The following is a 16,448-nucleotide window of genomic DNA, read 5'->3' on the forward strand; positions in this document are numbered from 1 at the left end:
TTATTGCCGTCGTTTTGATTCGGCGTAGAAACGCCGAGATACGGTATTCTACGACCACTACGATGGCATTCCGGTCTGTGAAGTGGTCCGTTCTGTGAGACGAACGGGGCGCGAGACGAGTGAAGGTAAAATAAAGTGCCGTCGGTCCTACCTCACGAAAGACAGATGAAAAAATCGCCGAGCGTCCTCGTCATTGGCGGGGGGTCGACCGGCACGGGCATCGCGCGCGACCTCGCGATGCGCGGGCTGGACGTGACCCTCGTCGAGAAGGGGAACCTCACACACGGGACGACGGGGCGGATGCACGGACTCCTCCACAGCGGGGGCCGGTACGCGGTGTCGGACCAGCCGTCCGCCAAGGAGTGTATCGAAGAGAACCGCGTCCTGCGGCGTATCGCGGGCCACTGCGTCGAGATGACGGGCGGGCTGTTCGTCCAGCGCCCCGAGGACTCCGACGAGTACTTCGAGAAGAAACTGGAGGGCTGCCGCGAGTGCGGTATTCCGGCCGAAGTGCTGTCCGCCGAGGAAGCCCGCGAGATAGAGCCGTACCTCGCGAAGGACATCAAGCGCGCCATCAAGGTCCCCGACGGCGCGGTCGACCCGTTCCGCCTCTGCGTGGCGAACGCCGCGAGCGCCGTCGAACACGGCGCGCGCATCGAGACGCACTCCGAGGTCACGGACGTGCTCGTCGAGGGCGGCGAGGTCGTCGGCGTCGAGGTCACCCACCAGACCGGCACCGGCCCGTACGTCCACGGCGAACCCGGCGAGGTCGAGGAAATCCGCGCCGACTACGTCGTCAACGCGACGGGCGCGTGGGCCGGCCAAATCGGTGACCTCGCGGGCGTCGACGTGGAGGTCCGCCCGTCGAAGGGCGTCATGACCATCATGAACACCCGGCAGGTCGACACGGTCGTCAACCGCTGTCGGCCGAAGGGCGACGCCGACATCATCGTCCCCCACGAGACGACGTGCATCCTCGGGACGACCGACGAGGAAGTCGAAGACCCCGAGGACTACCCCGAGGAGGGCTGGGAAGTCGACCTGATGATAGAGACGCTCTCGGAGCTCGTGCCCATGCTGGCCGACGCGCGGACGATTCGCTCCTTCTGGGGCGTCCGCCCGCTGTACGAGCCGCCGGGCACCGGCACGGAGGACCCGACGGACATCACCCGCGAGTTCTTCCTGTTGGACCACGCCGACCGCGACGACCTGCCGGGCATGACGAGCATCGTCGGCGGCAAGCTCACGACCTACCGGATGATGGCCGAACAGATTTCTGACCACATCTGCGAGAAGCTCGGCGTCGACGCCGAGTGCCGCACCGCCGACGAGCCGCTACCGGGCAGCGAGGACTTCACCGTCCTCCGCGACTACATGGACGACTTCGGCCTGCGGTCACCCATCGGCCGCCGGTCGGCCCAGCGCCTCGGCTCGCGCGCCGACGAAGTCCTCAACAGCGTCGACCCCAACCCGGTCGTCTGCGAGTGCGAGGCCGTCACCCGCGCGGAGATTCAGGACGCCCTCGACACCGCGGGCACGGACCTCAACTCCGTGCGCATCCAGACGCGCGCCTCGATGGGCAACTGTCAGGGCGCGATTTGCTGTCACCGGATGGCGAACGAACTCGCGCCCGAGTACGACGAAAAGACCGTCCGCGCCTCCCTCGACGACCTCTATCAGGAGCGCTGGAAGGGCGAGCGCCACGCCATGTGGGGCACGCAGCTCTCCCAGACCGCGCTGAAGCACATGCTCCACGCGGCGACGATGAACCGCGACGAGGACCCCGCCGCGGCCGACGCCGACATCGACTTCGCCGCCTTCGACGACGGCGGCGCGTCGGAGGGCGACGCCTCGGGCGTCGCGTCCGGCGGCGCGGTGGCAGACGGCGGCCGCGAACGGGCCGCGGACCGCGCGGACGACGACGCGCTCGGAGGTGCAGATGGCGATAACTGACGACGTGCTCGTCATCGGCGGCGGCATCGCCGCCTGCACGGCCGCGCTCTCGGCCGCGGAGACGGGCGCTCGCGTGCGCCTGCTCGCCCACAAGAAGAGCACGCTCCGACAGGCCAGCGGCCTCGTGGACGTGCTCGGCTACGCCGGCGGCGACGGTCCCCTCTCGGACCCCTACGCCGGCCTCGACGCGCTCCCGGAGGGCCACCCCTACCGCGTCGTCGGCGAGGACGGCGTCCGCGCCGGTCTCCGCATCTTCGACGAGGCGGTCGGTGACGCTTACCGCGGCGGCCACACCGATTCGAACGCGCTCGTGATGACCCACGGCGGTGCGGTGAAGCCGACCGCTCGGTATCCCGCGTCGGTCGCGCCCGGCCTCGCCAGTTCGTCGGGCGACACGCTGCTCGTCGGCTTCGCGGGTCTCACGGACTTCGACGCGCCCGTCGCGGCCGACCACCTCGCGGCCGCCGGCGTGCCGTTTTCGGCCCGCGGCGTCACCGTCGAGTTCCCCAAGCGGTTCCGCGCCGACGCGAAGGTGACCCGGTTTGCCAAGGCGCTCGACCGCGACGAGGACGTGGACGGCGGCACGGTCCGCTCCGTCCTCGCTGACACCGTCGCCGACGAGTTAGACGGCGAGTCGCGCGTCGGTTTCCCGGCGATGCTCGGCGACGACCACGACGAGGACGTCCGCGCGGAGCTTTCCGACCGACTCGGCGTCCCCGTCTTCGAGGTGCCGACCGGGCCGCCGAGCCTGCTCGGACTCAAGCTCGAAGACATCCTGTTCGACGCGCTCGACGAGGCGGGCGTCCGCATCTCCGCGGGCAACCCGGCGGTCGACTTCGAGGCCGACGCCGGCCGCGTCGAGACCGTCGTCGTCGACCAGAAGAGCCGACCGACGCCCTACTCGGCCGACCAGGTCGTCCTCGCGACGGGCGGCCTCGTCGGCAAGGGCCTCGACTCCGACCGCGAATCGGTCACGGAGCCCGTCTTCGGCTGTCACGTCCCGCACCCCGAGGACCGCTACGACTGGTCCGCCCCCGAGGCGTTCGGCGACCACGCGTTCGCGCGCTTCGGCGTCGTCCCCGACGACGAACTCCGACCGACCGACGAAGACGGCGAACCGCACTTCGAGAACCTGCGCGCCGCGGGCGGCGTCGTCGGCGGTGCCGACGTGGCGCGCGAGAAATCCGCGAGCGGCGTCTCCTTGGCGACGGGTGCCGTCGCCGGCCGACTCGCGGGCGAGGAGGCAACCAGATGAGTGACGCAGAATCCCCAGGCAACCCGACTTTGACCCCCGACGCACAGACAGACGACTTCGAGGCCGTCGAGGTGTTCCCCGACAGCACCGATATGGACCTCCGTCCCGGCGCGGACAACTGTTACAAGTGCACCGCCTGCGACGTGTCCTGCCCGGTCGCGGAAGTCGACGACGAGTTCCCCGGGCCGAAGTTCCAGGGACCGGAGCAGTGGCGGCTCAAGCGCAAGGAAGACGAGGCCGTCGACGACTCCATCATGTCGTGTTCGAACTGCATGCGCTGTGACGACGCCTGTCCCTCGGGCGTCCCGCTCAGCCAGATGCACAACACGGCCCGCGGCGAGTACGTCGACGAGCAGATGGACAAGCTCTCGCGGGAGTACATCCGCAACCGCATCCTCGCCAACTACGGCACGCTCGCCCAGTTGGGCAGCATGTTCCCGCGGCTGGCGAACGCCGTCATGGGCAACTCGGTCGTCCAGCGGATAAACGAGAAAGTGCTCGGCATCACGGCCGAGCGCGACTTCCCCGAGTTCGCCACCCAGACGTTCCGCGAGTGGTGGAACGAACGCGGCGGCCCGCAGGTCCGCTCCGAGGAAAAGCGCGTCGCCTACTTCCACGGCTGTTACTCCAACTACAACACGCCCGAGGTGGGCAAGGCGATGGTCCGCGTCTTCGAGTCGTTCGGCTACGAGGTCGTCGTCCCCAAGCAGCGCTGTTCCGGGACGCCGATGTTCGCAAACGGGATGCTCGACGACGCCAAGCGCGCCGCCGGCATCAACGTCGACAACTTCGCGGGGCTCATCCCCGAGGGCTACGACATCATCGCGTCGTGTACCTCCTGTTCGATGTCGCTCCGCCAGGAGTACCCCGAACTGTTCGACATCGACGGTATCGAGGACCTCTCGGCGCACACCTACGAGGCGCTGGAGTACCTCCGTATCCACGAGGACCTCGAAGGCGCGGTTCGCGAGGCCTCGGTCGACGACCAGGCGTTCGCGTACCACGCGCCGTGTCACGGCCGCAATCAGGGCCTCGACCGGCAGGCGGTCGAGCTGTTCCGCCAGCTCGACGGCGTCGAAATCGAGGACGTGGGCGACTCCTGTTCCGGCATCTCCGGCACCTACGGCTGGAAGGAAGAGAAGTACGACAAGTCGATGCAGATCGGCGCGGACATGTTCGACCACATGGAGCACGCCCAGGGGAGCGTCGGCATGACCGAGTGCCCCACCTGCTCGATGCAGATGGAACACGGCACGGGCTACGACATCAAGCACCCGCTCCAGCTCCTCGAAGAGGCGCTGGTCTGACTCGCGCGCACAACTGACGGACGGGACGCGTTCGAGCGCCGCACCACTCGGGCCGCGTCGCGCTCGGCGCGCGCGCCGGTTCGGCGGCGGTTTAGAGGACCGTGTTGCCGGTTAATCGCCGTTTTTCCCCGTTAATCGGCGGACGCGGTCGTTCTGTTCGCCGGACCGACCCGATGGTTAAAACGGTCGAAAAAAGCGCCCGTGTGAAATAAAACTCCCGAATACAGTGGGTACAAGCCCTCTACCCCGAATACAAACGCCACAGTATGCGGGGCAGTAGTAAAGAAACATTTATCATATAATTTGTACACGTTTGTAGTGGTAGGACTCTCACACCGAGAGTTCGTATCGAGGTTGGTTAGAAATGTCAGGAGAAACTTACGTCGGTGCCATCGACCAAGGTACCACAGGCACGCGGTTCATGGTGTTCGACCACGACGGCAAGGTGGTCGCCAACGCCTACGAGAAGCACGAACAGATCTACCCGGAGCCCGGTTGGGTCGAACACGACGCAAACGAGATTTGGGACAACACGAAGCAGGTCATCGACGCGGCGCTTTCGAGCGCCGGGCTCGACGCCGAGCAGTTAGAAGCCATCGGCATCACGAACCAGCGCGAGACGACGCTCGTCTGGGACCGTGAGACCGGACAGCCGATTCACAACGCCATCGTCTGGCAGGACCGTCGGACGACCGACCGCATCGAGACGCTCGAAGCGGAGGGCAAGACCGACGACGTGCGCGCGAAGACGGGGCTCGAACCCGACGCGTACTTCTCTGCGACGAAAGCCGAGTGGCTGCTGGACAACTCCGACCCCATCAAGCTCCAGCGCTCCCGACCCGAAGATATCCGAGACCGCGCCGCCGACGGCGAACTCGCCTTCGGGACCATCGACACGTGGCTCATCTACAATCTGACGGGGAACCACATCACGGACGTGACGAACGCGTCGCGGACCATGCTGTTCAACATCCACGACATGGAGTGGGACGACGAACTCCTCGACGAGTTCAACGTCCCGCGCGAACTCCTCCCCGAGGTCCGCCCGTCGTCCGACGACGACTACTACGGCACGACCGACGCCGACGGCTTCCTCGGCGCGGAAGTCCCCGTCGCCGGCGCGCTCGGTGACCAGCAGGCCGCGCTGTTCGGCCAGACCTGTTTCGACGCCGGCGACGCGAAGAACACCTACGGCACCGGCTCGTTCATGCTGATGAACACCGGCGACGAGGCGGTCATGTCCGAACACGGCCTCCTCACCACCGTCGGCTTCCAGCGCTCCGGTGAGCCGGTCCAGTACGCCCTCGAAGGCTCCATCTTCATCACGGGCGCGGCTATCGAGTGGCTCGAAGACATGACGCTCATCGACAACGCCGCCGAGTCCGAGAAGCTCGCTCGGTCGGTCGAATCCACCGACGGCGTCTACTTCGTCCCCGCGTTCACGGGCCTCGGTGCGCCCCACTGGGACCAGCGCGCCCGCGGTACCATCGTCGGCATGACCCGCGGCACCCGCCGTGAGCACATCGTCCGCGCGACGCTCGAATCCATCGCGTTCCAGACGCGCGACGTGGCCGAGGCGATGGAGTCCGACAGCGACATCGACCTCTCCAGTCTCCGCGTCGACGGCGGCGCTGTCAAGAACAACTTCCTCTGTCAGCTCCAGTCGAACATCCTCGACACGGAAATCGTCCGCCCGCAGGTCGACGAGACGACCGCCCTCGGCGCGGCCTACGCCGCCGGCCTCGCCGTCGGCTACTGGGAGACGCTCGACGAACTCCGCGAGAACTGGCAGGTGGACCGCGAGTTCGAGCCGAAAGACCCACAGAACGTCGAGCACCGCTACGGCCGCTGGAAAGAGGCCGTCGACCGCTCGCTCGACTGGGCACGGGAGGAATAACACGTGTTCGAAGCATTCGCACTCCAGATTCCGGTCATCGGCGTCAGTACCGAGCGGTTCATCGTCCTCCTGCTCGCGGCGTTCGCGGGCGGCATGTTCGGCGCGGCGCTCGGCGCGCTGCCGTCGTTCATCTTCACCGGCTTCGTCGTGCTGCTCGGCGAGACGGCGGGCATCGTCATCCGACAGTTCGAAGGTGCCGACCTCGTCACCGCCGGCGAGCTCGGCACGGGTATCACCGGCAGTATCGGGTTCGGTCCGTTCGTCGGCCCGCACATCGCCTTCGCCGGCGGTGTCGCCGCCAGCGCCTACGCGGGCAAGCGGTACGCCGACATGAACCCCAGCGAGGGCGGCTACCACTTCGGGAAGGACATCACGTACGCCTTCGGCACGAAGCCCGACATCCTCGCCGTCGGCGGCCTGTTCGGCGTCCTCGGGCTCCTCATCTCCCGGGTCGCCGGCGGTATCGGCCTCCCGCTCGACAGCGTCGCGCTGTCGGTCATGACGACGGCGCTCATCGCACGCGTCGCCTTCGACTACCCGCTCATCGGCTCGCCCGCCGGCAGCGGCCTCCTCGACATGTCGCCGTTCGAGAAGGGCGAGATGCGCGGCGACGGTAGCGGTCGGCCCGCGACCGAGCCGTGGCTCCCCCACCAGTACAAGTGGGTCAACATCGTCGTTATCGGCCTCGGGGCCGGTATTCTCGGCGGCTGGGCGTGGCTCATCACGGGGAGCTTCTTCCTCGCCTACGGTATCTCGGCGGCCAGCCTGCTGTTCTTGAACCTCGGCGTCGAGAAGATTCCCGTCACCCACCACATCACCCTCGGTGGGTCGGCGTTCGCGGGCGTCGCCGCGCCGATGGTCGGCGGTAACGAACCGCTCATCATCGTCGCCGCCGCGGTCGGTGGCGTCATCGGTGCGCTCCTCGGGGAACTCACCCAGCGTATCGCCTACGCGCACTCCGGGACGCACGTGGACCCGCCGGCGATGTCGATTACCATCTATTCGCTGCTCATCGGCGTGCTGTTCCTGCTCGGGGTCATCCCGAACTCGGCGTACCTCGGGCTCTAAACCCGGACGCCTCCGGCCCCGCACCCGTCGTTCACGATTTTTCTGCGCTGCGTTCCGCAACCGGTAGCGATAACGCTCCGCGGTCGATACCCGACGTATGGAACGCATCGTCACCGTCGTCCCGAAAGACGGCCTGCACGCACGTCCCGCCTCCCAGTTCGTCGAGACCGCGAACTCCTTCGACGCCGACGTCCAACTCGGCCGGGCCGACGAGGACGACCTCGTCCCCGCCGCCAGCATGCTCGCCGTCACCGGCCTCGGCGTCGGCCACGGCGAGGAGATTCGCCTCGTCGCCGACGGCGACGACGCGGAGGCCGCGCTCGACGCGCTCGAAGCAGTGCTCTCGACGCCCGAATCCGGCGACGAAGAATAAGAACCGACGGCCCGCCGCTCCCGCGTCGGTGTTTTACCGGCACGAATCGACGAACCGACTCAGTTCGGCCGGTTCAGCGCAGATCAGTTCAGCTTCCGGTAGTCGCGGGCGTCCTCGGCGCGCTCGACGACCGAGTCGAGCGTCGCCTTCTTGCTCGTCGTCTCGACGGCCGCGTTGAGCGTCCCCTCCAGCACCGGCGCGTCCGCGATGACCGCCTCGGAGTCCATCGCCATCTCGATGGCGAGCTCCGCGTTCATCACGGCGCTGCCGAGGTCGACGAGGACGACGACGCCGTCGCCGTCGTCCGCCTCCTCGATGCCCTCGCGGATGCGGTCCGGCGAGGTTCCGATGCCGTCTTCGTCGCCGCCGGCGGGGACGATGCGGGCGTTGCCGCCGCCCATCTGCGCCGCGACCTCCGCGATTCCCTCGGCCGCCTTCGCGCTGTGCGAGACGACGACGAGGCCAATCATTCGCCTCTCCCGACCGCGTCTTCGGCCCGCGCGTCGCGGTCGACCTCGCCGTCGAGGTACTCCTCGGCCGTTTCGAGGAGCTCTTCGAGGATGAACAGCGTGCTCGTCGCGCCGGGGTCCTGATGGCCGACCGAGCGCCAGTCGAGGAACGACGCGCGGCCCTTCATCGCCTTGATGGGGACGGTGAAGGCGACGCCGCGCTCGGCCGCGTCGACGGCCTTGGCGAGGGCTTCCAGCGGCGGGAGGTCGTCCTGCTCGATAGACTTCTTGTAGGTGTGGACGGCGGGCACGAGCGCGTCGACCATCGTCTTCGCGCCGACCTGCGCGCCGCCGCGGTCCTTGACCTTGTCGAGGTACGCTTCGGCGAACGCCACCGACGACTCGGCGGTGATGCCGTCTTCGAGCTCTTGGCTAGCGAACATGATAGAGCCGCCGTAGAGGGGGCCGGAGGCCCCGCCGACGTTCGAGATGAGCGTCGTCCCGACGTTTTTGACGACCTCGTTCGGCTCCATCTCGACGAACTCCTCGCGCTTGTCGGCGGCCTTGCCGAAGCCGCGTTCCATGTTCGCGCCGTGGTCGGCGTCGCCGATGGCGGAGTCGAGGTCCGTGAGATACTCCCTCTCCTCGGCGAGGCGCTCCGCGACGTTGTCGAGCGCGTCCAGCACCGCTTCGCGTTGTGTCTCTGCGTCAGCCATGGCTGACCTTCGTCGGCCGGGGGTTAATCCCTTGTCCCGCGGGACTGTTCTGCCGCGAAAAATCGGTGACGTGTCGGGGGTCGCCGGCGCGAGTTCGCGGCGACCGACGACGCGGCGCGTCGCTTACTCGGTGACGGTCAGGCCGGGCGTCTCCGCGGGCGCGCCGAGCAGTTCCTTGAGCTCGTCGTCGACGCGGAGCACGGAGACCGAACAGCCCATCATGTCGAGCGAGGTCATGTAGTCGCCGACCCACGCGTCCCACGTCTCGACGCCGCGGTCGTCGAGGATGGACTGGAGCTTGCGGTTGACGATGTACAGCTCCGACAGCGGCGTGCCGCCCATGCCGTTGACCATCGTCACGACCTCCTCGCCCTCGTCGAGGTCGAGGTCGTCGAGGACGTTCTCGGTCAGGTGTTCGGTAATCTCGTCGGCGCTCATGACGTCGGCGCGCTCGGTGCCCGGCTCGCCGTGGATGCCGATGCCGAGTTCGATTTCGTCCTCGCCGAGGTCGAACGTCGGCTCGCCCTTCTCCGGGGTGACACAGGAGGTGAGCGCCATCCCCATCGTCCGCACGTTGTCGACGACCTTCTCCGCGACCGCTTTGACCTCACCGAGGTCGCCGCCCGCGGCGGCCTTCGCGCCCGCGCACTTGTGGACGAAGATGGTGCCCGCGACGCCGCGGCGACCCGAGGTGTACAGCGAGTCCTCGACGGCCACGTCGTCGTTGACGACGACCTGCTCGACGTCGACGCCCTCCATGCCGGCCATCTCGGCGGCGGTGTCGAAGTTCATCACGTCGCCCTCGTAGTTCTTGACGACGCAGAGGACGCCCTCGCCCGCGTCCGTCGCCTGAATCATCTCGTTCAACTGGTCGGCCGTCGGGGAGGTAAAGACCTCACCGGCCGCCGCGCCGTCGAGCATTCCGTCGCCGAGATAGCCCGCGTGCGTCGGCTCGTGGCCCGACCCGCCGCCGGAGACGACCGCGACCTTCCCCTCGACCGGCGCGTCGTCGCGGACGAGAACGTTCGTGCCGTCGAGCCGGCGCAGTTCGGGGTGCGCCGCGACCATCCCGTCGAGCATCTCGTCTACGACCGCTCCGGGTTCGTTGATGAGTTTCTTCATGACTCACCGTCCCTCACGTTCGATGAGGCCAAAAGTGTTGGTCAGTCGGAAGTCGAGGCGGTCGCCGTCTGCGAAAAATCGGTGGTAAGCACCCTCCATTTCGCGGGTCGCGGCGGCGGCCGAACGCCGGCGGCGACCGGGGAGGGACGGAAACGCGCGACCGCCTCAGTCGAGTTGGGTGACCGCGATAGTCACCGACACGTCTTCGACGTCCCACGTCTCGACCGTCTCGCCCTCGGCGCTTCCGAGGTCGAACTCGCGGGCGCGGACCTCCTCGGCGATGAGGTCGCTGTTCTCCTCGACGAAGCCGGCGACGCGCTCGTCGTCGACGGCGAGCGACACGTCGATTTCGGCCTCCACGTCGAGGTCGAGCTGTTTGCGCATCTCCTGAATCCGGCGGATGACGTCGCGGGCGTAGCCCTCGGACTCGATGTCGTCGGTGAGTTCGGTGTCGACGTAGACCGTGCCGCCCTCGAAGTCGGCACCGCTGACGTGTTCCGGCGGTTCCGCGCGGTACGAGACCATCTCGTCGGTGAGGTCGTACGTCTCGCCGTCGACTTCGACGCCTGATTCGACCGCGGCGCGCGAGAGCCCCTCGACGGCCTCCATGATTTTTTGCGCCTCAGCGCCGAACTCCGGCCCGATGACGCTCATCTGCGGCTCGGCCGTCTCGACGAGTTCGTCGAAGATCTCGACGACCTGCACGTCGCGGGTGTTCACGCGCTCCGCGAGGAGGTCCGAGAGGGCGTCGACCGCCTCGGCGACGTCCTCGTCGTCGGATTCGACGACGATTCGCGAGACGGGCCAGCGGAGCTTGCGGCCGCCGAGTTGGCGGGCGTGCGCCGCGGCCTCCTCCACGTCGCGGAGGACGGCCATGTTGGCCTCCAGTTCCTCGTTTCGGAGCTCCTCGTCGGCCTCGGGGTACGACAGCATGTGGACGGTCGTCTCCGAGCCGTCGAGCCGCTGGTACATCCGCTCGGCCATGTAGGGCGCGTAGGGCGCGATGAGCCGGATGGACTCCGAGAGCACCGTCGAGAGCGTGGCGTACGCGCCGAGCTTCGACGCCGAATCCTCCTCGTCCCACATGCGCTCGCGGATGGCCTTCACGTAGAAGCGCGACACGTCCTTCGTGATGAAGTCGAGGAGCGTGTTGAGCGCAGTGGAGACCTCGTAATCGTCCCACGCGTCGGCCATCTCGGCCTCGACGGTCTGGAGCCGCGAGAGCACCCACTCGTCGACGACGGTGAGTTCGCCCGCAGAGAGGTCGGCCTCGGCGGGGTCGTAGCCGTCGAGGTCCATGTACGGAAGCGGGAAGCGGAAGACGTTCCAGAAGATGTTGAGCGTCGACTGGGTGTCCGCGAGGCCGTCCCACTCGAACGAGAGGTCGACGCCCTGCTGGTCGTGGCTGAGGAGGTAGGCGCGAAGCGGGTCGCGGCCGGCGCGGTCGATAGCCTCCTCGGGCGTCACGATGTTGCCGACGGACTTGGACATCTTGCGGCCGTCCTTGTCGTTGGCGAAGCCGTGCATGATGACCTCCTTGTACGGCGACTCGCCGGTCGCGGCGGTGCCCATACCGAGCTGCGACCAGAACCAGCCGCGGGTCTGGTCGTGCGCCTCGATGATGAGGTCGGCGGGCCACAGTTCGTCGTAGGCGTCCGTCTCGCCGGGGAAGTCGAGCGTGCCCCACGTGGCGACCGAGGAGTCTATCCACACGTCGAACACGTCGGGGACGCGCTCGTAGGTGACGCCGTCTTCGGTGATGGTGATGGGGTCGACCGAGGGCCGGTGGAGGTCGACCGTCTCGGGGTCGATATCCTGGTCGGCGCGCTCGGCCAGTTCCTCTCGCGTGCCGACGACAATCATCTCCTGTGCGTCCTCGGCGTCGGCGTCCTGCGGAACCCAGATGGGAAGCGGGATGCCCCAGTAGCGCTGCCGGGAGACGTTCCAGTCGGGCGCGTCGCTCACGAAGTCGCGGAAGCGGTTGTCGCGGGCCCACTGCGGGTGCCACTCGGACACCTCGATGTTGTCGAGGAGCTGTTCTTTCACGTCGGTGACCGTGATGAACCACTGGTCGGTGGCGAGGAAGATGATGTCCGTGTCACAGCGCCAACAGTGGCCGTAGCGGTGGTCGTGCTCGCCGGCGTGGAGCAGGTGGCCGAGTTCGTCGAGGTCCTCGATGACCTCCGGGTTGGCGTCGCGGACGAAGGTGCCCGCGTAGTCGCCGCCCTGCTCGGTGAACTCGCCTTTGTCGTCCACGGGGACGAACACGTCGAGGCCGAGTTCCTGCCCGCGGGCGAAGTCTTCCTGCCCGTGACCGGGCGCGGAGTGGACGAGGCCCGTGCGGTCGGCCTCGACGTAGTCGGCGGTGTACACCTGTCCCGCGCCCTCGAAGTCGGCGTACTCGTCGACCACGCCGTCGAGCGGGTGGTCGTACTCCCAGCCGACCATCTCCTCGCCCGTGACCTCCGAGAGCACCTCGTAGTCCTCGTAGCGGCCCTTCTTCAGGACTTCCTCGACGCAGGGTTCGGCGAGGTACAGCACTTCGCTCTCACCGTCCTTCTCGGCGCGGACCTCCTGATACGTCATCTCGCCGTCGACGGCGACGAACGTGTTCGCGGGGATGGTCCACGGCGTCGTCGTCCAGATGACGAGGTTGCCCTCGCGGCCCTTCAGGGGGAACTTGACGTAGATGGACGGCGAGGTGATTTCGTCGTACTCGACCTCGTTGGCCGCGATGGCGGTCTGACAGCGCGGGCAGTAGTTGACGCTGCGCTTGCCCTGTTCGACGAGTCCGTTTTCGGCGACCTTCGAGAACGCCCACCACGCGGACTCCATGTACTCGGGCGACAGCGTCTGGTAGGGGTTGTCCCAGTCCATCCACGCGCCGATGGACTGGAAGTCCTCGTCCATCGCCTCGCGGTTGCGGACGGCGAACTCCTTGCACTTCTGGATGAACTGCTCCATGCCGAACTCCTCGATGTCGCGCTTCGAGGTGAAGCCGAGTTCCTCCTCGACTTTGACCTCGATGGGGAGGCCGTGCATGTCGTAGCCGGGGCGGTCCGTGACCTGATGCCCCGTCATGCGCTTGTGCCGGATGACGGCGTCCTTCAGGGTCTTGTTCCACGCCGTGCCGAGGTGCATCTGCCCGGAGGTGTACGGCGGGCCGTCGACGAAGAAGAACGACGGGTCGTCGGCGTGTGCCTCCTTCGTCGCCTCGTACGCGTCGTTCTCGTCCCAGTACTCGTCGACGACGGACTCCACGTCCGACGGCGTGTACTGGTCTGCGATGTCTTCCATACCCCGTCCTTCTCGCGGATATATATCAAAACGGCGGGTCTGGTCCGCGTCGGCGGGACGTGCCGCCGGGTCGGACTCAGACATGGACGACACTCCGCCGTCGAGGGGCGGCCCGCCGCGCTCGCGGGCGCAGTCGCCGGGTTGCTGGCCGCTGCCGATGGCCTGTTGGTCGCTGTCGAGACGCCTGTCGGGTGCGAGTCGTGTGTCGCTCCATGTGGGGTTCCGTGGTCGTGGTCAGGTCACACCGGACGAGAGACCGCTGTCGCTCGGAAGTCGATACGGGCGGGAGTCGGGGATGAGAGATGTGGAGGCTACCGCCCCGCAATACTGGGCGACGGAGCGACGACCGAGGTCGGAACTGGCCGACCGCGACGCCGACGCTATCGGTCCGCCCAGCGACCGACGCGGTAGGTCGCCACAGTCTGTTCGGGGTCGGACCCGTGGGTCGTGCCGGACTCGTCGTCGCGCTCGAACACCCGGAGCGCGGCGTTCGTCGGGGCCGCCCCCCTCGCAACGTCGAACGTCGAGAGGTGGGTGCAGACGAGCGTGTCGGCCTCGAACGGTTCGAGGTCGGCGGGCGGCGACCGCCGAATCGGGATGTCGGCGTCGCGCCACCCGGTCCACGACGGCGACTGCGCGACGTTGTAGAACGCGGCGTCCTCGCGGGGCATCCGGACCTCGAACAGGAGGACGAACGAGTCGCCGTCGGCTTCCAGCAGGTCGTTCGAGTACTGCCCCTGCATCGCGCGGTCGGTGAACACGTCCCGCTGGTCGGCCGGCGGGTCCGAAAAGAGCCACCCGCGGAAATCGGCGTCGTCGGGGAACGACCCGGTCACGTACCGCTCGTCTGCCGGGTGGAGTTTCGAGTGGCCGGTGTCGGCGCGGATTCGACCGCTGGTGGTTCGTCGGGCGTCGGCGAGACAGCCAGAGAAGCCGGCAAGCGAGAGCGCGGCGGCGCTCGAAAGGAGGGCTCGGCGGTCCATGCAAGGAGGCTCGGAGGCCTCCGGGTTAACGTTTAATCCCACGTAATCCACAGGAGGACCCCCAGCGCGACCGCTTGGAGGACGTGGATTCCCATCAGCACCCGCCACGCCGCGGCGGGGACGGCCGTGGCGAACCAGACCGACAGCGCCGGGTCGACGAGGTAGTAGTAGAGCGCGAAGAGGCTCTGTGCGAGCAGAAAGACGCCGAAGACGACGAGACCGAGCGCGTGCTTCGACCGGAACAGCAGGTAGTTCCGCGCCCAGATGCCGAGCATGACGACGAGGAACGTGACGCTCGCGCCGAGCGAGAGCCGCGCGGCGTCGACCCAGACGCTCATGGCCGCCGCTGGGCGCGCGGCAGTCCGAATCGTCGGGGTCGTGTCGTCGTCATTCGTTGGAGAGGAGGTCGCTCGGAGGGGAAGCGTGGGGCTGAGCGAGGCCGACCGCCGGGCGGTCGGATGACTCGCCCCGGCTCAGTTGTCCGCGACGACGCTGAGGTCGAACGCGGCGTCGGCTGGCTCGTCGTCCGGCGTCAGGTAGCCGAGCGCGATGGCGGTGTAGGCGCGGCCGCCCTCGACCGCGACGTCGAACTCGGCGGCCACGTCGCCGTCGTTCGACTCCGTATCGCCCCGAATCTGGAGCGTGTACTCGCCCGCGGGGACCTCGACGGTCGCGGCGTCGCCGAAGGCCGCGCCGTCGACGAGGGCGTCCCCGGAGCCAGCGACGGTCACGTCGACTGCGGGCGCGTCTGGCGAGGCGTGAAGCACCCGGACGCGGGCCATGTCGTCCGCGGGGGCCGAGCGGTCGTCTTCGAGGAGCGAGACGGCGAAGCCGTTGTCGGCCGCCGAGTCGAGTTCGCCGAGCGCCGCGGCGGTGTACGCGCCGGCCGCGAGGTCGAGCATCTCGTCGAAGACGACGGTGTCGGGCGCGTCGGTCGCGCGAATCGTCACTTGGTGCGAGCCGGCGGTCAGCGCGAGGTAGTCGCTGACCGCGCCGAACGGCACGTCCGAGAGCGCGACCGCCCCGTCGACGAGCACGTCGACGTTCGGCGCGTCAGGCGAGAGGTGCGCGGCGCGGAGCGACACGTCGCGCTGGACGAGTCCGCCGCCACCGGACCCGGCGTCGACGACCGCGACGGGCCGGAAGCCCGCGTCGGCCGGCTCGTCGTCGGGCGTCAGATAGCCCGCCGCGAACACCGTGTAGACGGTGCCGCCGGCGAGTTCCACGTCGAACTCCGCGACCGCGTCGCCGTCGTTCGACTCCGTGTCGCCCCGGACCTGAAGCGCGTAAGTATCGGCCGGCACCTCGACGCTCCCGGACTGGGTGAAGGAGACACCGTCGAAAAGCACCGTATCGCCGGCGGTCACGTCGACGGCGGGTGCGTCGGGCGAGGCGTGGACCACCCGGACGCGGGCCGTGTCGTCGGCCGGGAGCGACACGTCGTCTTCGAGGACGAGCGGTTCGAACGTCTCCTCGGAGAGTTCGCCGACCGCGGCGACGGTGTAGGTCGCCTCGGCGACGTCGAGGTCGCCCTCGAAGGCGACGGTCGACTCGTCGCCGGCGGCGGTCACTTTCACCGTTCGGGTCCCGACGGGCACCGAGAGGTAGTCGCTGACCGCGCCGAACGGCACGTCCGAGAGCGCGACCGCGTCGTCGACGTACACGTCGACGTTCGGCGCGTCCGGCGAGAGATGCGCCACGCGGAGCATCGCCATTTCCGGCTCCGGCGTCGGCGTCGAGGTCGGCGTCGGCGTCGGCGTGGGGGTCGCCGTCGTGGTCGTCTCGGTTTCGTCGTCGGCCGTGCCGCCGCCCATACATCCTGCGAGTCCGCCCGCGATGGCGACGCCACCGAATCCACGGAGCACGTCGCGGCGTTTCATGTTCGTCATAGCGACAGGAGATGAGAGCGGCGATTGGGACATCACCGTTTTCCCAAATCTGACCAGAATATCCCCATAAATAAGTACGTTCGACGGGAATACCACGAATAAAAGAATATTCCCAACGGTTTTCGGAGGTCGTGAGAGG

General features: G+C 67.9%; 13 protein-coding genes. 6 read left to right on the forward strand and 7 right to left on the reverse strand.

Annotated features, from left to right (window positions below; genetic code table 11):
* The first annotated feature begins 165 nt into the window (after positions 1 to 165).
* The 6 genes from glpA to ptsH1 all read left to right on the forward strand — a co-directional run bounded on the left by glpA (position 166) and on the right by ptsH1 (position 7,853).
* Complete coding sequence (glpA, locus tag DVK03_RS07615; RefSeq protein ID WP_115802605.1) at positions 166 to 1,953, forward strand: anaerobic glycerol-3-phosphate dehydrogenase subunit GlpA; 1,788 nt, start codon at positions 166 to 168, stop codon at positions 1,951 to 1,953.
* A complete protein-coding gene (gene glpB, locus DVK03_RS07620; RefSeq protein WP_115802731.1) occupies positions 1,940 to 3,208 on the forward strand; it encodes a glycerol-3-phosphate dehydrogenase subunit GlpB in 1,269 nt (422 codons plus the stop codon). The genes glpA and glpB overlap by 14 nt, the downstream gene beginning before the upstream one ends.
* Positions 3,205 to 4,515, forward strand: coding sequence for an anaerobic glycerol-3-phosphate dehydrogenase subunit C (locus DVK03_RS07625; protein WP_049896069.1), 1,311 nt, complete (start codon positions 3,205 to 3,207; stop codon positions 4,513 to 4,515). The genes glpB and DVK03_RS07625 overlap by 4 nt, the downstream gene beginning before the upstream one ends.
* Before the next feature lie 364 nt (positions 4,516 to 4,879).
* Positions 4,880 to 6,412 (forward strand): glycerol kinase GlpK, encoded by a 1,533-nt coding sequence (gene glpK, locus DVK03_RS07630; RefSeq protein ID WP_004063264.1) that lies wholly within the window; start codon positions 4,880 to 4,882, stop codon positions 6,410 to 6,412.
* Between the two features lie 3 nt (positions 6,413 to 6,415).
* On the forward strand, positions 6,416 to 7,480 hold the full coding sequence (locus DVK03_RS07635; RefSeq protein ID WP_004063263.1) for a hypothetical protein: 1,065 nt from the start codon (positions 6,416 to 6,418) through the stop codon (positions 7,478 to 7,480).
* A 97-nt stretch (positions 7,481 to 7,577) separates the two neighbouring features.
* Positions 7,578 to 7,853 carry a phosphocarrier protein HPr gene (ptsH1, locus tag DVK03_RS07640; RefSeq protein ID WP_004063262.1) on the forward strand — a complete coding sequence of 92 codons (276 nt, stop codon included), beginning with the start codon at positions 7,578 to 7,580 and terminating at the stop codon, positions 7,851 to 7,853.
* 83 nt (positions 7,854 to 7,936) lie between these two features.
* On the opposite strand, the gene dhaM is transcribed toward ptsH1, so the two are convergent.
* The 7 genes from dhaM to DVK03_RS07675 form a co-directional block, all read right to left on the reverse strand.
* Positions 7,937 to 8,323 (reverse strand): dihydroxyacetone kinase phosphoryl donor subunit DhaM, encoded by a 387-nt coding sequence (dhaM, locus tag DVK03_RS07645; protein ID WP_004063261.1) that lies wholly within the window; start codon positions 8,321 to 8,323, stop codon positions 7,937 to 7,939.
* Positions 8,320 to 9,018, reverse strand: coding sequence for a dihydroxyacetone kinase subunit DhaL (gene dhaL, locus DVK03_RS07650; protein WP_004041423.1), 699 nt, complete (start codon positions 9,016 to 9,018; stop codon positions 8,320 to 8,322). Before dhaL ends, dhaM begins: the two co-directional genes overlap by 4 nt.
* Before the next feature lie 123 nt (positions 9,019 to 9,141).
* Entirely contained in the window at positions 9,142 to 10,140 is a 999-nt protein-coding gene (gene dhaK, locus DVK03_RS07655; protein WP_115802606.1) for a dihydroxyacetone kinase subunit DhaK, read from the reverse strand.
* 165 nt (positions 10,141 to 10,305) lie between these two features.
* On the reverse strand, positions 10,306 to 13,437 hold the full coding sequence (gene ileS, locus DVK03_RS07660) for an isoleucine--tRNA ligase (RefSeq protein WP_115802607.1): 3,132 nt from the start codon (positions 13,435 to 13,437) through the stop codon (positions 10,306 to 10,308).
* Between the two features lie 380 nt (positions 13,438 to 13,817).
* Positions 13,818 to 14,420, reverse strand: coding sequence for a hypothetical protein (locus DVK03_RS07665; protein ID WP_115802608.1), 603 nt, complete (start codon positions 14,418 to 14,420; stop codon positions 13,818 to 13,820).
* 32 nt (positions 14,421 to 14,452) lie between these two features.
* Positions 14,453 to 14,758 carry a hypothetical protein gene (locus tag DVK03_RS07670; RefSeq protein ID WP_115802609.1) on the reverse strand — a complete coding sequence of 102 codons (306 nt, stop codon included), beginning with the start codon at positions 14,756 to 14,758 and terminating at the stop codon, positions 14,453 to 14,455.
* A gap of 135 nt (positions 14,759 to 14,893) precedes the next feature.
* Positions 14,894 to 16,309, reverse strand: coding sequence for a DUF4397 domain-containing protein (locus tag DVK03_RS07675; protein WP_115802610.1), 1,416 nt, complete (start codon positions 16,307 to 16,309; stop codon positions 14,894 to 14,896).
* Positions 16,310 to 16,448 lie beyond the last annotated feature (139 nt).

The organism is Haloferax sp. Atlit-109R, from assembly GCF_003665865.1.
Taxonomy (GTDB): domain Archaea; phylum Halobacteriota; class Halobacteria; order Halobacteriales; family Haloferacaceae; genus Haloferax; species Haloferax volcanii.